Raw genomic sequence first — 21,350 nt, 5'->3', positions numbered from 1 at the left:
TACGACACAATGTACCCCATTCTTGAAAAACGAAGCCTCGCGGAAGGCATCTGGCTGATGAAGATCCTCGCACCGCGCGTAGCGCGTTCGGCGCAGCCCGGACAGTTCGTCATCGTGCGCAGCGACGAACACGGCGAGCGCATTCCGCTCACGATCTCCGACTTCGACGCCGCGGAGGGCAGCGTGACGATCGTCACGCAGGCCATCGGCGCCTCGACGCGCAAAATCTGCGCACTCGAACAGGGCGACGCCCTCGCCGACTTCGCAGGGCCGCTGGGCCACCCCTCGGAGTTCGTCAAAATGCCCGTCGAAGAGCTCCGCAAACGGCGCTACCTCTTCGTGGCGGGCGGCGTGGGCACGGCCCCGGTCTATCCGCAGGTCAAATGGCTCCGGGAACACGGCGTCGAAGCCGATGTCATCATCGGCGCGAAGACGCGCGACATGCTGATCTACACCGACGCCATGCGGGCCGTGGCCGAAAACCTCTACATCGCCACCGACGACGGTTCGGAGGGTTTCAAGGGGCTGGTGACGCAGGTGGTCGAAGAACTCGTCGAGCGACAGGGCCGGCACTACGACGAATGCGTGGCCATCGGGCCGATGATCATGATGAAGTTCGTGGCCCTCACCACGAAGAAATACGGACTGAAGACCACCGTGTCGCTCAACGCGCTGATGGTTGACGGCACGGGCATGTGCGGCGCCTGCCGCGTGACGGTCGGCGGACGGACGCGCTTCACGTGCGTCGATGGCCCGGAGTTCGACGCCCACGAAGTCGATTTCGACGAGGCGATGCGCCGTCAGGGCATGTACCGCAACCAGGAGCAGCGCGCCGCGGCCATCGAAGCCGAGCGCGAGGCGGGACACGTATGTAAAATCGGATTGGACAAGTAAAACAGGTTAAAGATTAAAAGTGAAATGTGAAAGGTATTTTATGGGTCATTACAGACCGTACCAGTCTCATTCCACTTTTAACCTTTTACTTTTCACCTTTCACCTGATCTAAAGTTATGGCAAACAAAATACCCCGCGTCCCCGTGCGCGAACAGGACCCGGCGATCCGGGCCGCCAATTTCGAAGAGGTCTGCTACGGCTACGACCTCGAAGAGGCCGCACTCGAAGCCTCGCGCTGTCTGCATTGCAAGAATCCCCGCTGCGTGGCGGCCTGCCCCGTGGGCATCCGCATCCCCGACTTCATCGCCGCCCTGCACGAAGGCCGGTTGCAGGAGGCCGCCGACATCATCTCCGAGGACAGTTCGCTGCCCTCGATCTGCGGCCGCGTCTGCCCGCAGGAGAGCCAGTGCGAAGGGTCGTGCGTCCTGGGCATCAAGGGCGAACCGGTGGCCGTGGGCAAGCTGGAACGCTTCGTCGGCGACTGGAAACTCGAACACGGCGCACCCGTACAGCCCGCCGCCGTGCGCAACGGCCGCAAAGTGGCCGTCATCGGCAGCGGCCCGGCCGGACTGGCCTGCGCCAGCGATCTGGCGCGGATGGGCTACACCGTGAAGATCTTCGAGGCGCTGCACAAGGTGGGCGGCGTGCTGGTCTACGGCATCCCCGAGTTCCGCCTCCCGAAGGAGCGCATCGTGGCGCGCGAGATCGCTCAGGTCGAGCGGCTGGGCGTCGAGATCGAGACCGACGTGATCGTGGGCCGCACCGTGACGATCGACTCGCTGCTGGACGAAGAGGGTTACGGCGCCGTTTTCATCGGCTCGGGCGCCGGACTGCCCCGCTTCATGGGCATCCCGGGCGAGAACCTCAACGGCGTGGTCTCGGCCAACGAATTCCTCACGCGGGCCAACCTGATGCACGCCTATGACAAGGAGTACGACACCCCGATCTACGTCGGACGGCGCGTGGTGGTCGTGGGCGGCGGCAACGTGGCGATGGACGCCGTGCGCACGGCCCGGCGGCTGGGCGCCGAGGCGACGATCGTCTACCGCCGTTCGGAAAAGGAGCTCCCGGCGCGCGTCGAAGAGGTCCACCACGCCCGCGAGGAGGGCATCCGCTTCCGCATGCTGACCAACCCCACCGAGGTCCTCGGCGACGAGCAGGGCTGGGTGACGGGTCTGCGGTGCGTGGAGATGGAGTTGGGCGAACCCGACGAAAGCGGCCGCCGGTCGCCGGTGGTGAAGGAGGGCTCGGAGTTCGAGATCGCCTGCGACGTGGTCATCATGGCGCTGGGCACCTCGCCCAACCCGCTGCTGGCGGCGACGACCGAAGGTCTCGAAACCAACCGCCGGGGATGCATCACGGCCGACGAGCACGGAGCCACCACCCGCAAGGGCGTCTTCGCCGGAGGCGACGCCGTGACGGGCGCCGCGACGGTGATTCTGGCTATGGGCGCCGGACGCACGGCGGCCCGGGCGATCGACGAATACATCAAAAAACGTTAACAATACAAGCCAATGAAAAGCATCAAACTCCTGACGACTGCCGCGGCCCTCTGCGGGCTGGCAGCCTGCGCCGACAATACCCCGAAGTTTTTCGAGGGCTTCATCGCCGACGCTTCGATGAACACCGTCACCGTCAAGGCACCGACAGCCGACATCACCTACACCTTCTCGACGACGGACGCCGACAAGAGCGAGGCCAACGGCCTGCTGCCGGGCGCTCCGGTCGTCGTGGACTACACGGGCAAACTGGAGGACGGCGCCGCGGCCACGAAGATCGCCACCGACCCCACCTACGCCGAAGCCATAGGCCGGTGGACGATGCCCGATCCGATCGACCCCGAGGGCGTGATGGGCGTCGAAATCCGGATCGAAGGCGTTGCGCAGTCGATCAACATGGCCACGCTGGTCTACACGTCGTGGGAGCTCCAGGGCGAGGCCGACAAAATCCTGCTCAAAGGAGAGAGCATCGGCAACGGCCAGACCATCGGCTTCACCGAGACGGGCGTGATCACCAAGGACGCCGAGGGCAAATACACCCTGACGATCGAGGGAACCGGAACGGTCTACACCAAAGCCGATTAACCGCGGCTGCGGCAAAAAAAGAGCCTCCGGTCGTCCGGAGGCTTTTTCGTTTCGTCATCGTCCGACAAGCAGCCGGACCCGTTCGGCGATCATCGCGGGGGGCACGGCTTTCAGACAGCGGTAGTCGCCGTAGCGGCAGGGCTTGCTGCCGAATACCGAACAGGGACGGCACGCCATGTCGGCTTGCAGCACGCCCCGCGGATCGCACCCGTAGCCCAGAAATCCCAGCCCGGGATGCGTCGCTCCCCACACCGACACCACGGGCGTCGCCACGAGCGCCGCGAGGTGCATGACCAGCGAATCCATCGACACCACGCAGTCGAGGTCGGCGATCAGGTCCATCTCCCCGTCGAGGCCGACCTTGCCGAACAACGCCGTGACGTTGGGATACGTGCGCTCCATCTCCTCGGCGAAGCGTTGCTCGCCGCCTCCGCCGCCGTGGATGAAGACCCGGTCGTAACGCTCCGCCAGCAGCCGCACCGCCTCGCGGCTCAGCTCTTCGGGATAGGTCTTGCCCCGCTGGGCCGAAAACGGCGCGAAGCCCACCCAGACGCCCTCCTTGGGGCCGAACGGATCGGGCCGCTCCTGCCGGCGGACCGGCTCCGGATCATCGAACACGAACCCCAGCCGCCGGAACGTGTCGCAGTAGCGCAGCACGGTGTGGCGCAGCGGCTCCATGCCGCGGCTTCCGCAGCGGATGAACCGCCGTTTTTCCGCGCGGCCCTTGTGGATGAAGGCCACGGGGATGCCGTGGAGAGTCATCGACAGGCGGAACGCCCGGGAGCGCAGCACGTCGTGCACGTCGGCCACGGCGTCCACGCCCAGCCGCCGGGCCTCGGCCGCCAGCCGCCACATGCCCCGCAGGGAGTGGTGGACGCCTTTGAGATCGACATCGAGAAAATCCACGCCGAGCCCCTCGAAGAAGGGTTTGAACATCGGCCGCGTCGCCACCGTGACCCGCAGGTCGGGATAGGCCGACATCAGCGCCCGGAGCGCATGCGGCAGCATCGCCACATCGCCCATCGCCGAGGTCCGCAGCACCAGCAGATGACGCGGCAGCTCCCTATTTCTTCTGCCCATAGAGTACCGGATTCAGCGCCGGGTCGTTGTACATCTTCATCTGCTTGTAGGTTTTCATGTACTTGCGACCCGCTTCGATGTCCTCGATCAGCTCCTCGATGGCCCGCGAAAGGTCGGCCTGCTGCGACAACAGCACGCCGAGCTTCTTCCGGCAGGCCGCACGGTGTTCGTCATCGACATCCGTGCGCTCCGCCTCGCGCGCCATATGATAGATTTTCAGGGCGAGGATCGACAGCCGGTCGATGGCCCACGCCGGGGTTTCGGTGTTCAGCCGGGCGTCGGGCGCCGGCACGACCTCCTTGTATTTGTCCAGCAGGTAGGAATCCACGTACTCCACCATGTCCGTGCGGTCCTGGTTCGACTTGTCGATGCGGCGCTTGATCTTCAGCGCCTCGGCCGGGTCGATCTCCGGATCGCGGATGATGTCCTCCAGATGCCACTGCACGGTGTCGATCCAGTTCTTATGATAAAGCAGGTGGTCGATCGTTCCCGGAGCATAGGGATTGTCGATCGGATGATCGACATCGTCCCAGCGGTGATAATCTTCGATAGAACGGTTGAAAATACGATTCGCGTTTTCGGTAAACATAGCTTAGGGTTTATTCGATTATTGTTATTTTCATCGGAAAATTATACCTTTGTCGGTAACTGTTAAACAAAGATAATGACTTTTTCCAAAAAAGCAATATCCCTCGCGGGAATCCTCCTCTGCTGCGCGGTGCAGCTCGGGGCGCAGGTGCGCCAGACACGCGAAGAATACATCAGCCGCTACATGTCGATCGCCGTGGCCCACATGGAGCGCTACGGCATCCCGGCAAGCATCACCATGGCGCAGGGCATCCTCGAATCCGACTGCGGCAACAGCCTGCTGTCGATGAAGTCCAACAACCACTTCGGCATCAAGTGCAAGCGCAACTGGACCGGCGAGAAGGTCTACCACGACGACGACGCCAAGGGCGAATGTTTCCGTTCGTACCCCTCGGTCGAAGCCTCCTACCAGGACCACGCCGAGTTTCTCGACTCGCAGCCGCGCTACGACTCGCTCTTCGCCTATCCGTCCGACGACTACAAGAGCTGGGCGCGGGGTCTGAAGGCCGCCGGATACGCCACGGCCCCCGACTACGCCCAGCGGCTCGTGCGGGTCATCGAGGAGAACCAGCTCTACCTGCTGGACCGTCCCGACGGCATGCGCCTCTACGCCACGCGCTACGGGCTTCCGCGCGACCCCGAGGAGTGGTTCGCAGAGCAGAGCAGCGTGGAACGCACGGCCGAGGCCGGAACGGCCGTCGATCCGGACAACTACCGCGTGACGATCAACGCCCATGCGGGCTACAACGTCTATGCCACCAACGGCGTGCACTACGTCACGGCCAAGGAGAACGACACGTTCGAGAACATCGGCCGCAAATTCCGCATTTCGCCGCGCAACCTGCGCAAGTTCAACGATCTGAAAGACAAGCAGGCGCAGCCCGTGCCGGGCGAGACGGTCTACATCGAGCGCAAGAAGAAGCGCTGGACGGGCAACTCCCGGCACCACATCGCGCGCCGGGGCGAGACGGCCTACTCCGTCGGCCAGTCCTACGCCATCCGCACGCGGTCGATCGAAAAGCTCAACAAGCTCAGGCCCGGCGAGGAGCTGGAACAGGGGCGCCAGATACGGATAAAGTAAAAAAGCAGAAACCGCCCGACACGCCGATTTTGCCGCCGGTCCCTGAGCCTGCCGAAGGGCCGGGGCACGCAAGCCCCCGCCTGGGGCGGGGGTTTGGGGGTGAGTCGGATTTGCAAACGACGCCGAAGGCGGCGACCGGCACAGGCGCGAACCGGACCGAAAAACGAACAAACGATAAACTGAAACATATGGAAACAACCCCGCTGAGAGCCAGGATACTCGATACGATCATCCGCAAATCGACCCTCAAACAGAAGGTCTTCGACAACTCGTTCGCGGCATTCAACACCCTGAAAGAGACGCTGTTCGAGATGGCCTCGGAGATGGACGACGAGCTGGACGGCAAACTCGACCGCCGCGTGCGCCTCGAATACCGCGACCGCGGCAAGTTCGAAGCCCAGCTGCAAGTCGCCAACGACATCCTGATCTTCCAGATGCACACCGACGTTTTCGAATTCGAAGACGGGCACCCCATCTGGCAGAATCCCTACGTCGCGGCCGACCGCGAGAACTCCTACTGCGGACTGGTCAACATCTACAACTTCCTTTCCGACTCGTTCAAGTTCAACCGCAACGCCGACGAAGGGTATCTGATCGGCCGCATCTTCATCAACCGCGAACGCCGCTACTTCGTCGAAGGCAAGCAGCAGACCTCGATGCGGGCCGCGGATTTCGGCCGGGAGGAGCTGGACCGCGACGCGCTGGTGCCGATTCTCGAATCGGCGATCGACTTCGCGCTGAACTTCGACCTGCTGATGCCTCCCTACGAGGAGAACAAGCGCGTGACGGTCGATCAGTTCAACACCAAGATGGACAATTCGAAATTCGTGACCGGCAAGCGGCTGGGCTACGATTTCGACATAGAGGACATTTAAGCAACCGGGAACTGAAACAAAATCCGGTCCCGCACCGAATTTGCGTATCCGCCGGTCGCAGTCGCCGCCACGGGTGGCGTTTACAAATCTGACCCACCCCTAAATCCCCTCCTCGGAGGGGACTTACGCTGCAACGCAAAAAAGACAGAACAACCGTGATAAACAAATTAATTATTCTTTCCGGACTGCTATTGGCAACCGGGACAGCATACGCCCAGAACGAATACGCCGGAATCGCCCGCCTGCGCAGCCTGAACGAATCGGTGCGCGGCATCCGCCCCACGGCCGACGGCGAGCACTACACCACGCTCGAAAAAAACAATATACTCCGTTACAGCTATGCCACGGATGCTCCCGGCGAGAGCCTGCTCCCGTCGCCCGCGCCCGATCTGATTATCAGCGACTACCTCTTTTCGCCCGACGAGCGGACGATCCTCGTCGCCTCGGGGCGCAAACCCATCTACCGCCACTCCTACACCACCTCCTATTCGCTCATCCGCGACAACCGCGTGCAGCCCGTGCTGCGGCAGGCCGAAGCGCCGCGCGACGCCTCGTTCTCGCCCGACGGACAGCGCATCGCCTACTCCGACGGCAACGACCTCTACGTCTACGACATCGCCGCGCAGACCACGCGCCGCATCACCGACGACGGAGCGTGGAATCAGGTCATCAACGGCACGACCGACTGGGTCTACGAAGAGGAGTTCGGCATCACGCGCGCCTACGCCTTCTCGCCCGACAGCCGCCGCATCGCCTACCTGCGTTTCGACGAAAGCGAAGTGCCGCTGATGGAGATGATGCGCTTCGACGGCAAGCTCTACAACCGGGCCTACTCGTTCAAATACCCCAAGGCCGGGGAACGCAATTCGGTGGTCCAGCTCTGGGTGGCGGACCTCTCGACCGGTGCGAAGGAGCGCATCGACACGGGTCCCGAAACCGACCAGTACATCCCCCGCATCGGGTGGACGCCCGACGGACGGCCCTGGTATTACCGCCTCAACCGGCGTCAGAACACCTTCGAAATGATCGTCTGCGAGCCCCACGGAGCCCAGCGCACGGTCTACGAGGAACGCGCCCGGCAGTATGTCGAACGGGTCGATGACAAGACCGTGACGTTCATCGACAAGGACCGCTTCCTCGTGCGGCAGGAGAGCCACACGGGATTCATGCACCTCTACCTGTACAGCCTCCGCCGGGGCATTCTCGGACAGGTGACCCGGGGCGACTGGGAGGTCACCGAGGTCGTGGGATGCGACGGCAAACGCGTCTGGTACCTCTCGACCGAGACCTCGCCGCTGCGCCGCAACCTTTACAGCATACGTCTCGACGGCAAGGACAAGCGGCGCCTCACCGCGGGCGAAGGCTACTACACCGCCGCCCCGGCTCCCGGCATGAAATACTTCATCACCACCTTCTCCAACGCCGCGACGCCCAACGTCACGGAGGTCTGCGACGCCGAAGGCCGGGTGATCCGCACGCTGGCCGACAGCCGCAAGCTGCGCGAGGAGCTGGCGGCATCGGAACGCCCCGTCAAGGAGTTCTTCACATTCACGACCGAGCGCGGCGACACGCTCAACGCCTGCATCGTCAAACCCCGCGGCTTCGACCCCTCGCAGCGCTATCCCGTGCTGCTGACGCAATATTCGGGCCCCGGCTCACAGTCGGTCCGCGACCGCTGGTCGCTGGACTGGGAGGATGCTTTGGCCGACAAAGGCTATATCGTGGTCTGTGCCGACGGCCGCGGCACGGGATTCCGGGGCGAGAAGTTCAAGAAACTCACCTACGGACGCCTGGGAGCCCTCGAAACCGAGGATCAGATCTCGACGGCCCGCTACATGGCGTCGCAGCCCTGGGTGGACCCCGCGCGCATCGGCATCTACGGCTGGTCCTACGGCGGATTCATGGCCCTGAGCTGCGCCATGAAGGGGCACGGGCTGTTCCGCATGGCGATCGCCGTGGCGCCCGTCACCTCGTGGCGCTATTACGACACGATCTACACCGAAATTTACAACAACCTCCCGCAGTACAACGCCGCGGGTTACGACGACAATTCGCCGATCAACTTCGCGCGGATGCTCGACGACAAGCGGACGCGCCTGCTGATCATCCACGGCACGGCCGACGACAACGTCCATTTCCAGAACACCGTGGAGATGACCCGGGCGCTGAACCGCGCCGGCAAGCAGTACGACATGATGGTGTATCCCGATCAGAATCACTCGATGTTGCCCGACGCAACGGCACACATAAGACAGAAAATGATTGATTACACCCTGAAGAATTTATGACGTATTCCATGCAACTCGAAACGCCGATCGGCCCGCTGACGGTCACGGCGACGAAGAAAGCCGTGACGGCCATCCGATTCGGCACGGAGGTCCCGGAGGGCTCCGCACGCTGCACCGCGGCGGAAGCCACTCCCCTGCTGCGCAAGGCCTCCGAAGAGATCGGGGAGTATTTCGCAGGCTCGCGGCGCAAATTCACGCTGCCCCTCGCCCCCGAAGGGACGCCTTTCCAGCAGAAGGTCTGGGAGGCGCTGCGCACCATCCCCTACGGCGAGACCCGCACCTACAAACAGATCGCCATCCAGATCGGCCACAACCAGTCGTTCCGGGCCGTCGGCATGGCCAACAACCGCAATCCGATCGTGATCGTCGTCCCCTGCCACCGGGTCATCGGCTACGACGGCAAGCTCACGGGATATGCCGGGGGCCTCGACGTTAAGGAGCAGCTGCTCGCGCTGGAGAAACGGTAGTCAGACGGCTTCCGGAGCGGCCGCGGCCGTCGGTTCCACCTCCCAGACACCCATATAGCGGGCGCCGAAGCGCGTCCAGTCGTTGAAATTGAAACAGCGCACCAGCCAGTCGGGATAGGGGCGCCAGGGGACTTTTTTCAGCGGCAGGGACAGTTCCGTGTCCAGCCACCAGCAGTGCGAAAGCACCATCAGCTGCCGGTCCGGGGCCTGCAACGCGGGAACCGCCGCTTCGAGCGCCTCCTGCGTGTCGAAACAGAGCGGCCGGAGGTTCCGGGGCATGTAGAACCGGATCTCCACGATGCGGCCGGGTTCCAAAATATCCTCGATATACCCGTATCCGACGCCCGTGGGAACCAGCCCGAGGGCCACGACCTCCTTTTTGCCGCGGCAATACTCCTGCATCATCTTGTAGAAACAGATCTCCGGACGGGGCTGCGCCAGGCAGTAGCCCATGATGCCCGCGTTGACCGCGACGAGCGCTCCCAGCACGTAACGCCAGACCCGGGCCCCGAACCACCTGCGGGGCAGCTCGCGGAACATCAGCACGATGAACCAGGGGGCGAAGAAGAGCGCCGGGAAGAAGAACCGCAGCTCCTTGTGCCCCAGAAAGAAGTGCACCAGCAGGAACGGCACGAGCATCCACGTCACGACATGCCGGGGACGGCGCCAAAAGAACCAAACCGCAGCAACCAGCGCCAACGGTCCGTAGACATAGCCGCCCTCGGTGAACGGCTCGGTGAAGTAGTACCACCACGGCGAGGTCCCGAATTTGAGCATATTCTCGTTGAGGATGTTCTCGCGCAGGTAGTTCACCGGCGTAAGGGTCCACTCGCCGTAGAGCCAGCGGTCGGTCAGCATCCCGAGCGCCAGCACGACCAGAACGCCCGGAACCATCCCGGCATAGAGCTTCCGGCGGCGGTGGAACACCAACAGCCAGATGCCGTAGCCCAACAGCGCGAATCCCATCTGGAACCGCACCGCGAAAGTCAGTCCCGCGGTCATGCCCAGCAGCACGCCCCGGCCGAACTCCCGCCGGCCCACGGCCCTATGGCAGCGCATCGTGAGCGCCGCCAGCAGCAGGAGCAGGTTGCCCGAGATCATCTCGGCGTTGAAATGGACGTGGAGGTAGGCCAGGTACCAAAGGAAAAATCCCAGCAGCAGGAACCAGCAGCGGGCATTCTCGTCGCGCAGGTCATCGCGCACCGTGCGGTAGAAGAACAGCAGCGCGGCGGCCGAAAGGGCTCCGCTCAGCAACTGGAGCACGAAAACCACGGCGAAGGGCGAATAGATCCCCGCGGCCAGCAGTCCTTTCCCGACGGCCCACGCCACGAACGGCTGTATGCCGGGGCGCATCTGCAAGAGGTACTCCCACGGCAGATGATCCGGCGTAGGGGTCCCGAAGAGCTTCATATGGGCGTATTCGAGTATCTGGAAATGTTCGTCGGGATGGTAGGTGCCCAGGCTGAAAGCGGCGTATAGCAGCGTGACCAGACACCCGGCCCAAATCAGGCGGGGGGGGGTAATTCCGAGGCGTTCGAAAGAGATCATCAATCCTGTTCAGCGTTGTTTCGGTTGCAAAAATACGACAAATCCCGCAAATTCCGCACTCCCGGGCGAAATATGCCCCGTCCGGGGGCTCCGTCGAAAGCGCGGGGCGCGGTTTTCCGCGCCCCGCACATGCCGTCCGGGTCCGGGATCAGAGCCCGAACGCGAAGAGGTTGATGCCGTCGTAAACGGCGCTCACGGCGCCCAGCAGCAACACCCCGGCCATGCAAACTGCCAGACCGATGCGCGTGCAGCGGTCGGTGCGGAACGCGGCGATCGGCGTATCGTTGGGGGTGATGTAGATCGCCTTGACGATCAGCAGGTAGTAGTAGAGCGAGATCACGGTGTTGATCAGCGCGATGAAGACCAGCCAGCGGAATCCGCCCTCGAAAGCCGCCGCGAAGACGAAGAATTTCGAGAAGAAGCCCGCGAAGGGCGGGATTCCCGCCAGCGAGAAGAGCGCGAGCGTCATCCCCACCGCCAGCCGGGGATTGGTCTTGTAGAAACCGTTGTAGTCCTCCATCCCCACCTTGCCGCCGGTCTGCTGCTCGACGGCCGACAGGACGCCGAACACCGCGAGGTTCGCGGCCATGTAGACCAGCACGTAGAAGACCAGCGAGGTCATGCCGAGGGCGCTACCGCCGATGACGGCCAACATGATATAGCCGGCCTGCGAGATGGACGAAAAGGCCATGAAGCGTTTAAGGTCCTTCTGCCGGATGGCGAAGAGGTTGGCGACGGTGATGCTCAGCACGGTGACGATCCAAAGCAGCGTCTGCCACTCCCGGACCATCGGCGCGAAGACCTTCACGAGCACCGCCAGCAGCACGAACGCCGCGGCGCCCTTCGACACCACCGAAAGGTAGGAGGTCACCGCCGTGGGCGCCCCCTGATAGGTGTCGGCGGTCCAGAGGTGGAACGGCACGAGCGAGATCTTGAACCCGAGCCCCGAGAAGAAGAAGACCAGCGCCATCACCTGCAGCGGCGAACCGTCGAGGCGGGCCGCCATGTCGCCGAAATAGAGCGTTCCGGTGGTTCCGTAGAGGAACGAGATGCCGTAGAGCATCAGGCCGCTCGAAAACAGCGCGCAGAGGATGTACTTGGCTCCGGCCTCGGCCGAATAGCGCTTGTATTTGTCGAAAGCCACCAGACAGGCCGCCGGCACCGAGGCCAGCTCCAGCCCGATGAAGAAGAGCAGGAAATTGCCTGCGCCGATCATGAAATACATGCCCAGCAGCGTCGAGAGGGTCAGGATGTAGAATTCGCCCTGCTTGTGGCGCGTATCCTCGCGCCGCAGCCAGGTGTTCGCCTGTAAGCAGACGACGAGTGCACCCGCGGCGAGAATGCCCTTGACGATGCCGTGCATCGGATGGTACTGAAACATCCCGCCGAACGCTTCGCCCTCTCCGCCCGGAAGGAGGCAGACCGCCGTCTGCACAGCGAGCAGGCCGCAGACCACGGCCGAAAACCGGCGGCGTCCGCGCTCCCCGGCGACGAGGTCGTAGAGAAATACGAGGACGAGGATTGCCGTGAGGGTCACTTCGGCCCGCATCAGCGTAAATATCGAGGTGTAATCCATAGTCGCTTAACTCAAAATGTGTGCAATGATTTCCGAAACGCTGCCGCGGATCATGTCGCTCACCCACAGCGGCGCGAGCCCCATGCCGGCGATGGCCGCGACGAGGCAGACGACCGAAAGGCGTTCGTCCCACGTGGCGTCGGTGAGTTTGAGGTGCCCGGGGTTGTCGCACGTGCCGTAGAGGATCTTCCCGACGACGCGCAGGATGTAGACCGCCGTGATGACGATCGACGTGCAGGCGACGACCGTGACCACGCGGTGGAACGTGTCGGCGTGCATGAACGCACCGTTGAAGATGGTCATCTCGGCCACGAAGCCGCTCAGGCCCGGGAGTCCGAGGTTGGCGAGGCCCGCGATCACGTAACCCACCGCAAGGAAGGGCATCACCTTCATCAGTCCGCCCAGCTGGCGGATGTCGCGCGTGTGGGTGCGGCCGTAGATCATGCCGATCAGGGCGAAGAAGAGGGCCGTCATCAGGCCGTGGCTCAGCATCTGGAGCACGGCGCCCGTGCCGGCCGCGGTGTTCATCATCAGCACGGCGAAGAGCACCAGCCCGCAGTGCGACACCGAGGAGTAGGCGTTGATGTACTTCAGGTCGGTCTGCACGCAGGCCGCGAAAGCACCGTAGACGACCGAAACCGTCGTCAGGACGATGAATATCCAGCTCAGCTCCTGCGCAGCGTCGGGCAGGAGGTACATGGCCACCCGAAAGCAGCCGTATCCGCCCAGCTTCATCAGCACCCCGGCGTGGAGCATCGACACGGCCGTCGGGGCCGAGGCGTGGCCGTCGGGGCTCCATGTGTGGAACGGGAACAGGGCCCCCAGCACGCCGAAGCCCACGAACACCAGCGGGAACCAGATGCGCTGCAACGACAGCGGGATGTTGTGCAGGGCAGCAATCTCCTGAATGTTCATCGTCGTGGCACCCGCGCCGAAATAGATGCCCAGAATGCCGATCAGCAGCAGCGCCGAACCGCCCATGAGCATCAGCGTGAGTTTCATGGCCGCATACTCCTTGCGGCCGCTGCCCCAGACACCGATCAGCAGATACATCGGGATCAGCGCCACTTCGTAGAACATGAACATCGTGAAGAGGTCCACCGAAACGAAGAACCCGAAGACGCCCACGCTCAGCAGGCAGAACCAGAGGAAATAGGCTTTGACATCGGTTTTCATCTGCCACGATGCGAACGTGCCCGTGAAGACGATAATGGCCGACAGCAGGAGCATCGCCACCGAAATGCCATCGACGCCCACGGCGTAGTGGATATTGAGCGGCGCATACCACACGCGGCTGGCGGTGAAGAGCATCGGGGCCGTCTCGCCCGCGCCGCGCAGCCCGAGGTACTGCACCACGAGCACGACGGCCAGCGCCAGGAGCAGCGAGGAGCCGGCGACCATCACGGCGTGGATCTGCCGCGTCGATTTCGAGAGCCACAACCCCAGCATCATCACGAGCGGGACGGCCGGGAAGAGGGATAGTATATTCATAACGACTTTCCGATTAGCAGATTAAAAGGATCAGGATCGTGAGGCTCAGCGCACCGCCGAGGAACCAGATGCAGTAACGCTGCACGCTGCCGCTCTGCATGTCGCGGATGAGCCAGGCGGCGCCGTTGGCGCCCCGGGCAAGGAGGTCCATGAAGCCATCGACCACGTGGCGGTCGAACCACGCGACGGGCGTCGAGATGCAGGCGAAGATCACGCGGTGGGTGATGAACTGATAAACCTCGTCGATGTAGAAACGGCGGTAGGCCGCGCGGTGCAGGCCGCTGAACGTCGCGGCCAGCCTGTCCGCCACGGGCTGTTTATCGCGGGCGTACATCCACGTCGCCAGCGCGATGGCCGCGGCGGCCACGCAGAGGCTGACGGCAGCGACGCCCCGGTCGATATGGATGGCGTAGGCCGCGCCGTCGCTCGAAACGAACTTCCCGAAAGGTATGAATCCAGCGACGCAGGTCACCGCCGCGAGGAACACGAGCGGCAGGGTCATCGTCAGCGGAGCTTCGTGCGGCGTATGCGCGGCATGGAGTTCGCGGTTTTCGGTGCCCCAGAAGATGCCGTAGTAGAGGCGGAACATGTAGAACGCCGTGAGGCCCGCAATGGCGGTCATCGTCCACCCCATTACGGGCGAAAAGGCGAAACAGGCGGTCAGTATCTCGTCCTTGGAGAAGAATCCGCTCAGGGGCCAGATGCCCGCAATGGCGAGGCACGCCACGAGGAACGTCGCATGGGTCAGCGGCATGTAACGCCGCAGGCCGCCCATCGCCGACATCTCGTTGGAGTGCACCGCATGGATGATACACCCCGCGCCGAGAAACAGCAGGGCCTTGAACATCGCGTGGGTGAAGAGGTGGAACATCGAGGCCATGTAGCCCAGTCCGCCCGTGTGGGGATCGGCCGAGGTGCAGACGCCCAGCGCCACGATCATAAAGCCGATCTGCGAAATGGTGCTGAACGCCAGCACCCGTTTGATGTCGCTCTGCACGCAGGCCACGACGGCGGCGTAAAGCGCCGTGAAGGCCCCGACATAGGCCGTCCAATGCAACACCTCGGGAGCGTAGCCGATGAAGAGCGGGAACATCCGCGCCACGAGGTAGACGCCCGCCACGACCATCGTGGCGGCATGGATCAGCGCCGACACGGGCGTCGGGCCCTCCATAGCGTCGGGCAGCCAGATGTGCAGCGGGAACATGGCGCTCTTGCCCGCACCGCCGACGAACATCAGCCCCAGAGCCAGCGGGATCATCGCCCCGGCGGCCGCGAGGGTCTGCGCCGCAGGCGTGAAGGAGAAGGTCCCGGCGTAGTAGCCGTAGACGAGGATGCCGACGAGGAAGCCCAGGTCGGCGAAGCGCGTCACGATGAAAGCCTTCTTCGACGCGGCCACGGCCTCCGGCTTCGTGTAGTAGAAGCCGATCAGCAGGTAGGAGCTCACGCCCACCAGCTCCCAGAAGAGGTACATCTGGAAGATGTTGGTGGCGACCACCAGCCCCATCATGCTCATCGTGAAGAGCGAGAGGAAGGCATAGTAGCGCTGGAAACCCCGTTCGCCCTTCATGTAGCCCAGCGAGTAGACGTGGACCATCAGCGAGACCGTGGAGATCACCACGAGCATCATCACCGAGATCGGATCGAGCAGGATGCCCAGGTCGATGTGCAGCTCCCCGCCGATGGGCAGCCACACGGTGTTCCACGGGACGAGGGTCGGGAACGCGCCCGCGGCGTCGCGCCCGGCCGAGAAGTATTCGAAAGCCGTGTAATAACTCAGCAGCGCCACCGCGGCCAGCACGGCCGTGCCGACGAGGCCCGCTGCGACGGGGCGCATCTTCATGCCCGCGAGCCCCAGCACGAGGAAGCTCACGAACGGCAGCAAAAGTATCAGGATCGTATATTCCATAGCGAAGCGTTTGTTACCACTTCATCTCCCGCAGGCTCTTGACCTCGATGTTGCGGATGTTGCGGTAGATGTTGATGATGATGGCGATGGCCACGGCGGTCTCCGCCGCGCTGATGCCGATGGCGAAGAGCGTGAAGAAGAAGCCTTCGAGCTGTTCGGGGAAGAGGAAGCGGTTGAACACCACGAAATTGATGTCCACCGAGTTGAGAATCAGCTCCACGGAGATCAGCATCGCCAGCAGGTTGCGCCGCGTGACGAACCCGTAGATGCCCACGAACATCAGGATCGTGGAGACGACAAGGTAATATTCCATTTTTATCATAGCCGTAGTTGTTTTAGCGTTTGCGTGCGATGAGGATTCCGCCGACGATGCAGGCCAGCAGCAGGATGCTGATGACCTCGAAAGGCAGTACGTAGCCGTACTTTTCCGGGCTCATCAGCGCGTGCCCGATGGTCTGCACGTGCAGTTCGCCGTGCTCGAAATGCGAGGGATTGAAGTCGTGCCGGAGCATCACCCAGAGGCAGATGCCGAGGCTCGCCAGCGTGGCGGCCAGTCCCGCGAAGAGCTTGTAGCCTTTCAGGTCCTCGGCCTTGTCGCCCTGACTCGAGGTCAGCAGGATCGAGAAGACGTAGAGCACCGTGATGCCGCCGGCGTAGACCAGCAGCTGCACGGCCCCGAGAAACGAGTAGTTGAGCTGGAAATAGATGCCCGCCGTGCCGAAAAGCACGAACAGCAGGTAGGTCGCAGCGCGCAGGATGCGCTTGGTCGTCACGGCGAGTATCGCGCTGACGCCGATGAACAGCGCCAGAATGACGAAGACGATGAATTCGAGTGTTATTTCCATGACTTACTGCTTGTTGAGTTGTTTGACAAGTTTTTCGCGCGTGTAGACCGCATGCTCGAAACGGGTCGAGAAGCGGATGGCGCCCGTCGGGCAGGCGTTGACGCACAGCCGGCAGAACATGCACGACCCGAGATCGTATTCGTAACGCGCCAGCCGTTTTTTGCTCTTGCCCGTTTCGGGATCGACGACCGTCTCGGTCGTGAGGCGGATGGTGCCGTTGGGGCAGGCCGACTGGCACAGGCCGCAGGCGATGCACTTGTTGCGGCCCTCGGCGTCGTGGGGCATGGTCAGCTCGCCGCAGAAACGGTCGTACATCTTCAATGCCGCCCGGTTCTCGGGGTATTGTTCCGTGACTTTCGGGGTGAAGAACTCCTTCAGCGTGACCTTCATGCCGGTCATCAGGGTTCCCACGCCGTGAAACACTCCTTTGATATAGTTGCTCATGGCTAAAAATGCAGTTTGAATACGACGACGATGACCATCAGCAGCAGGTTCGCCAGGCCGATGGGCACCAGATACTTCCATTCGAGGGTCAGGATCTGGTCGATGCGCAGGCGCGGGAAGGTCCACTTGATCCACATCAGCAGCCCCACCACGAAGAAAGCCTTGGCGAAGAACCACACGAAGCCCGGGATGCAGTCCATCGCAGCGTTGAAGCCCTCCCAGCCCGCGACGTGCAGCGGCATCCAGCCCCCGAGGAAGATGGTGGCGGCGACGCCCGCGACGATGAACAGGTTGACGAACTCAGCGACGTAGAACAGGCCGAAGTGCATGCCCGAATACTCGGTGTGGTAGCCCGCCGTCAGTTCCGATTCGGCCTCCGGGAGATCGAACGGCCCGCGGTTGACCTCGGCGTTGCCCGCGATGAGGTAGATCACGAAGGCGACGAACGCCGGGAGGTGGCCCTTGAAGAGGAACCATCCGTCGGCCTGCCGGGCCACGATCTCGGAGAACTGCATGGTGTCGGTCAGCACGACGATCGTGAGGATCGAGAGGCCGATCGAAAGCTCGTAGGAGATCATCTGGGCACCGCTCCGCATGGCGCCGATCAGCGAATACTTGTTGTTGGAGCTCCACCCGGCCAGCAGGATGCCGACCACGCCGATGGACGAGGCGGCCATCAGGAAAAAGACCCCCACGTTGAAGTCCAGCACCTCCAGTCCCTTGCTCACGGGCAGGCAGGCGAAGGCCAGCACCGAGGCCAGAATGACGATGTAGGGAGCGAGGTTATACAGAAACCTGTCCGAGCGGCGGATGGTGATGATCTCCTTGGTGAGCATCTTCAGCACGTCGGCAGGGACCTGCAACAGCCCCCAGAAACCCACGCGCACCGGGCCCAGGCGACATTGGAAAGCCGCGCAGACCTTGCGTTCCATGAAGATCATCACGACGGCGATCACCGCGTACATCAGCAGCAGGCAGAGGCCGACCACGACGCATTCGACGAAGACGGCCAGTCCGAGGGGCATCAGGGAGGTGAGCAGCGAGTGCACCCAGCTTGTAATTATTGAAAAGTCGAACATAGTGTCTCTTTTTTATCTGTCAATATCCGGAACCACGTAGTCCAGCGTGCCGCCGATGGCGATCAGGTCGGCGATCTTCGTCCCCCGGGCGATGGTCTCCAGGCACGAAACGAGCGGCAGGCCCGTCGAACGGAACTTCATGCGGTAGGGGAACTTGTCGCCCCGGCTCTCGATGAAGACCCCGAACTCGCCGCGACTCCCCTCGACGGCGGCGTAGTAGCTGCCCTCGGGAATGCGGATCACGGGCTTCATTTTCAACTGGTATTCGCCCTCGGGAATGTTGTCGATCAGCTGTTCGATGATGTTCATGCTCTGCTCGATCTCGCGCATGCGGACCATGTAGCGGGCGAAGCAGTCGCCCTCGGTGAAGAGCACCTCCTCGAAATCCACCTTGCCGTAAGCGGCGTAGGGATGGCGCTTGCGCACGTCGCAGGCCCATCCCGAGGCGCGCCCCGTGCCGCCCGTGGCGCCGAACGAAACGGCATCCTCGCGCGTCAGCACGCCGGTGCCTTTCAGACGCTCCTGCGCGATGACGTTGCCCGTGAACACCTCGTGATATTCGCGCAGTTTGGGACGCATGTAGGCGATGAACTCCTTGGTCTTGCGCACGAAATCGGGGTGGATGTCGGCCTGCACGCCGCCGATGGTGTTGTAGGTCTGGATCAGACGCCCTCCGGTGGTCTGTTCGAGGATGTCGAGCACCTTCTCGCGGTCGCGGAAGCCGTAGAAGAAAGCCGTCAGGGCCCCCATGTCCATGCAGAGGCAGGAGAAGAAGAGCAGGTGCGAGTCGATGCGCTGCAACTCGTCCATGATCGTGCGGATGTACTGCACGCGCTCCGGCACCTCCACGCCCAACCCCTTCTCGATGCACATGCACAGCGCATGGCGGTTCTGCGCGGCCCCGAGATAGTCGAGGCGGTCCGTCAGGGCCAGCGTCTGGGGATAGGTCAGCTCCTCGCACATCTTCTCGATGCCGCGGTGGATGTAGCCGCAGTGAACGTCGAGTTTGCGGATGATCTCGCCTTCGAGCGACACGCGGAAACGCAGCACACCGTGCGTCGCCGGGTGCTGGGGGCCGATGTTGATGACGTACTCATCCTCCTCGAAGAGCACGTTGCGCTTGCGGATATAGCTGCCGTCGGGTTGCAGTTCGTAGGTCGGCGAGCTGTCCTTCGACACCTCGTTGCTCATGCGCAGGGGGTTCTGCGCCGGGTCGTAATCCTTGCGCAGGGGGTGTCCCGCCCAGTCGTCGCGCAGGAACAGGCGCCGCATGTCGGGATGGTTCAGGAAGCGGATGCCGAAATAGTCGAACGCCTCGCGTTCGTTCAGCTCGGCGGCCTTCCACAGGTCGCACACCGAGGGCAGCACCGGACGCTCGCGGTCGGGGGTCAGCGTCCGCAGCACGACGTTCTCGCCCGTCGCGGTCGCTTCAAGATGATAGACCACGCCGAAACCTGCCTCGCCCCAGTCCATACCCGTGAGGCTGCGCAGGAAGTCGAACCCGTCGGCCCGCAGACGCCCGGCCAGATCGTGAAAGCCGTCCGCCGGAACGGTGAACATCCCGTCGCCGCCTTCGGTCCGTACGGCGCGGGGCTCCCAGGCCGTAATCTTATTCAAGAGGTCGTTATTCATGTTTTTCTTCTCCTTCCACATTGAGATCGTTCTTTTCCGCCGTCAGGTCGCGCCGGAGCAGTTCCTCGTACTCCTCCCGGCCGATCTGGCGGTTCACGCCGCCGAAAAACCGCTGCACCTTCACCTTGCGCTGGAGCTGCATCAGTCCGTAGAGCATCGCCTCGGGGCGCGGCGGGCACCCGGGGATGTAGACATCGACGGGCAGGATCTTGTCCACGCCATCGACCACGTGGTACGACCGTTTGAAAGGCCCTCCGCTGATGGCGCAGCCGCCCACGGCGATCACGTATTTGGGATCGGCCATCTGGTCGTAGAGACGTTTGAGCACCGGGGCCATCTTATGGGTGATGGTTCCGGCGACCATGATGAAGTCGGCCTGCCGCGGGGAGGCGCGGGCCACTTCGAACCCGAACCGGGCGAAATCGTAGCGCGCGGCGCCGACGGCCATGAACTCGATGCCGCAGCAGCTCGTGGCGAACGTCAGGGGCCAGAGGCTGTTGCTGCGGCCCCACTCGATCAGTTCGTCCAGACACCCCACCAGCACGTTGGCACCGCCCTCGCGCAGTTCGGCGACCATCCGTTCGATGTATTCGTTGTCGTTGAAATCCTCGTAGGACATCGACTTGATTTTCGGTCTCTTCATCATTTCCATTCCAAAGCTCCTTTCCGCCATGCGTAGGCAAGGCCCAGAATCAGTACCAACAAGAAAAAGAGGATGCTCACCAGTCCGTAGACGCCCAGTTCCTGCACGACCACGGCCCACGAGAAGAGGAACACCGTCTCGACATCGAACATCAGGAAAAGGATGGCGAAGAGGTAGTAACCCACCTTGAACTGCATCCACGAACGGCCCCGCGTGGGGATGCCGCATTCGTAGGCTTCGCCCTTCTGGGGGTTGTACGAGCGCGGCGAGATGGCGCGGGCGATGCCCAGCGCGACAGCTACCAGCGCAATGGCCGTAAGGATAACGACCACCAACAGCGTAAAATACATAAGCGATTGTTTTACGAATTATATCTATCCGGCGCCCGAAACGCCGCGAATCCGGGAAGAGCGCTCCCGGAAGAAACAGACAAAAGACGAAGGGGGGGGGCAGGGACGCTAAATCAGAATGCGCCCCAGCGAGTAGACGTAATAATCCACGGGATCGGCATGCAGGGTCCGGGCATAGGTGCGCATCGCGGTGCGCACTCCGAACGCGGCATCGACGGCGGTGCGCACGGCGGCGCGCTGCCGGACGACGGCCTTCTGGTCCGTCTGCACGACGGGGGCCTCGATCGAGGCGCTGCACGAACAGAGCGCCACGGAGAAATAGTTGCGGACGGCTGCCGGAGGACACGCCGTCACCGTCTCGTCGAGCGCAGGCGGTACACCGCCTGCATCCTGAAACGAGGTGTCCCCGAGATTTCCCGCCAAAGCGAAGAGCAGCAGGATCAAGACATATCGAAGCCGTTCCAACATTCCGTCCGAAT

At 62.9% G+C, this 21,350-nt stretch carries 21 protein-coding genes; 7 read left to right on the top strand and 14 right to left on the bottom strand.

The genetic code is table 11. The features are described 5' to 3' along the window. Positions 1-9 precede the first annotated feature (9 nt). From NQ519_RS09430 to NQ519_RS09420, 3 genes are all read left to right on the top strand, one after another. A complete protein-coding gene (locus tag NQ519_RS09430; protein ID WP_026076665.1) occupies positions 10-894 on the top strand; it encodes a sulfide/dihydroorotate dehydrogenase-like FAD/NAD-binding protein in 885 nt (294 codons plus the stop codon). 116 nt (positions 895-1,010) lie between these two features. Then, entirely contained in the window at positions 1,011-2,396 is a 1,386-nt protein-coding gene (gltA, locus tag NQ519_RS09425) for an NADPH-dependent glutamate synthase (protein WP_019151398.1), read from the top strand. A gap of 12 nt (positions 2,397-2,408) precedes the next feature. Next, complete coding sequence (locus tag NQ519_RS09420; protein ID WP_019151399.1) at positions 2,409-2,978, top strand: lipocalin-like domain-containing protein; 570 nt, start codon at positions 2,409-2,411, stop codon at positions 2,976-2,978. A gap of 54 nt (positions 2,979-3,032) precedes the next feature. On the opposite strand, the gene NQ519_RS09415 is transcribed toward NQ519_RS09420, so the two are convergent. Together NQ519_RS09415 and NQ519_RS09410 are read right to left on the bottom strand one after the other, a co-directional pair. Continuing rightward, entirely contained in the window at positions 3,033-4,058 is a 1,026-nt protein-coding gene (locus NQ519_RS09415) for a glycosyltransferase family 9 protein (RefSeq protein WP_026076666.1), read from the bottom strand. After that, positions 4,042-4,647 carry a DUF4254 domain-containing protein gene (locus NQ519_RS09410; protein WP_019151401.1) on the bottom strand — a complete coding sequence of 202 codons (606 nt, stop codon included), beginning with the start codon at positions 4,645-4,647 and terminating at the stop codon, positions 4,042-4,044. Before NQ519_RS09410 ends, NQ519_RS09415 begins: the two co-directional genes overlap by 17 nt. A 75-nt stretch (positions 4,648-4,722) precedes the next feature. Here NQ519_RS09410 and NQ519_RS09405 point away from each other — a divergent pair, with 75 nt between their 5' ends. The 4 genes from NQ519_RS09405 (at position 4,723) to NQ519_RS09390 (ending at position 9,357) form a co-directional block, all read left to right on the top strand. Further along, positions 4,723-5,727, top strand: a complete 1,005-nt coding sequence (locus NQ519_RS09405) for a glucosaminidase domain-containing protein (RefSeq protein ID WP_019151402.1) — start codon at positions 4,723-4,725, stop codon at positions 5,725-5,727. A 188-nt stretch (positions 5,728-5,915) separates the two neighbouring features. After that, positions 5,916-6,602 (top strand): hypothetical protein, encoded by a 687-nt coding sequence (locus NQ519_RS09400; protein WP_026076667.1) that lies wholly within the window; start codon positions 5,916-5,918, stop codon positions 6,600-6,602. A 155-nt stretch (positions 6,603-6,757) separates the two neighbouring features. Next, positions 6,758-8,890, top strand: coding sequence for a S9 family peptidase (locus NQ519_RS09395; protein ID WP_026076668.1), 2,133 nt, complete (start codon positions 6,758-6,760; stop codon positions 8,888-8,890). Continuing rightward, on the top strand, positions 8,887-9,357 hold the full coding sequence (locus NQ519_RS09390; protein ID WP_019151405.1) for a methylated-DNA--[protein]-cysteine S-methyltransferase: 471 nt from the start codon (positions 8,887-8,889) through the stop codon (positions 9,355-9,357). Before NQ519_RS09395 ends, NQ519_RS09390 begins: the two co-directional genes overlap by 4 nt. On the opposite strand, the gene NQ519_RS09385 is transcribed toward NQ519_RS09390, so the two are convergent. The 12 genes from NQ519_RS09385 to NQ519_RS09330 form a co-directional block, all read right to left on the bottom strand. Further along, positions 9,358-10,905 carry a glycosyltransferase family 39 protein gene (locus NQ519_RS09385; RefSeq protein WP_026076669.1) on the bottom strand — a complete coding sequence of 516 codons (1,548 nt, stop codon included), beginning with the start codon at positions 10,903-10,905 and terminating at the stop codon, positions 9,358-9,360. A gap of 148 nt (positions 10,906-11,053) precedes the next feature. Next, positions 11,054-12,481 carry an NADH-quinone oxidoreductase subunit N gene (locus NQ519_RS09380; RefSeq protein WP_019151406.1) on the bottom strand — a complete coding sequence of 476 codons (1,428 nt, stop codon included), beginning with the start codon at positions 12,479-12,481 and terminating at the stop codon, positions 11,054-11,056. Between the two features lie 6 nt (positions 12,482-12,487). Continuing rightward, positions 12,488-13,972: a complex I subunit 4 family protein gene (locus tag NQ519_RS09375; protein ID WP_026076670.1), complete on the bottom strand. Its 1,485-nt coding sequence runs from the start codon at positions 13,970-13,972 to the stop codon at positions 12,488-12,490. Between the two features lie 13 nt (positions 13,973-13,985). After that, the gene (gene nuoL, locus NQ519_RS09370) at positions 13,986-15,878 is read right to left on the bottom strand and encodes an NADH-quinone oxidoreductase subunit L (RefSeq protein WP_019151408.1); all 1,893 of its coding nucleotides are present in this window, start codon (positions 15,876-15,878) and stop codon (positions 13,986-13,988) included. A 13-nt stretch (positions 15,879-15,891) separates the two neighbouring features. Continuing rightward, a complete protein-coding gene (gene nuoK, locus NQ519_RS09365; protein WP_019151409.1) occupies positions 15,892-16,200 on the bottom strand; it encodes an NADH-quinone oxidoreductase subunit NuoK in 309 nt (102 codons plus the stop codon). 13 nt (positions 16,201-16,213) lie between these two features. Continuing rightward, positions 16,214-16,723, bottom strand: coding sequence for an NADH-quinone oxidoreductase subunit J family protein (locus tag NQ519_RS09360; protein ID WP_019151410.1), 510 nt, complete (start codon positions 16,721-16,723; stop codon positions 16,214-16,216). Between the two features lie 3 nt (positions 16,724-16,726). Continuing rightward, complete coding sequence (locus NQ519_RS09355) at positions 16,727-17,167, bottom strand: 4Fe-4S binding protein (protein WP_019151411.1); 441 nt, start codon at positions 17,165-17,167, stop codon at positions 16,727-16,729. 2 nt (positions 17,168-17,169) lie between these two features. Beyond that, a complete protein-coding gene (gene nuoH / locus NQ519_RS09350) occupies positions 17,170-18,246 on the bottom strand; it encodes an NADH-quinone oxidoreductase subunit NuoH (RefSeq protein WP_026076671.1) in 1,077 nt (358 codons plus the stop codon). A gap of 12 nt (positions 18,247-18,258) precedes the next feature. Further along, positions 18,259-19,806, bottom strand: a complete 1,548-nt coding sequence (locus NQ519_RS09345; protein WP_026076672.1) for an NADH-quinone oxidoreductase subunit D-related protein — start codon at positions 19,804-19,806, stop codon at positions 18,259-18,261. A 64-nt stretch (positions 19,807-19,870) separates the two neighbouring features. Next, positions 19,871-20,530 carry an NADH-quinone oxidoreductase subunit B gene (locus NQ519_RS09340; protein WP_019151414.1) on the bottom strand — a complete coding sequence of 220 codons (660 nt, stop codon included), beginning with the start codon at positions 20,528-20,530 and terminating at the stop codon, positions 19,871-19,873. Beyond that, entirely contained in the window at positions 20,521-20,871 is a 351-nt protein-coding gene (locus NQ519_RS09335; RefSeq protein WP_010264732.1) for an NADH-quinone oxidoreductase subunit A, read from the bottom strand. Before NQ519_RS09335 ends, NQ519_RS09340 begins: the two co-directional genes overlap by 10 nt. Before the next feature lie 108 nt (positions 20,872-20,979). Then, positions 20,980-21,339, bottom strand: coding sequence for a hypothetical protein (locus NQ519_RS09330; protein ID WP_227901141.1), 360 nt, complete (start codon positions 21,337-21,339; stop codon positions 20,980-20,982). Positions 21,340-21,350 lie beyond the last annotated feature (11 nt).

This window comes from Alistipes senegalensis JC50, assembly GCF_025145645.1.
Lineage (GTDB): Bacteria > Bacteroidota > Bacteroidia > Bacteroidales > Rikenellaceae > Alistipes > Alistipes senegalensis.
This window is presented reverse-complemented; position numbering and strand designations above follow the sequence as displayed.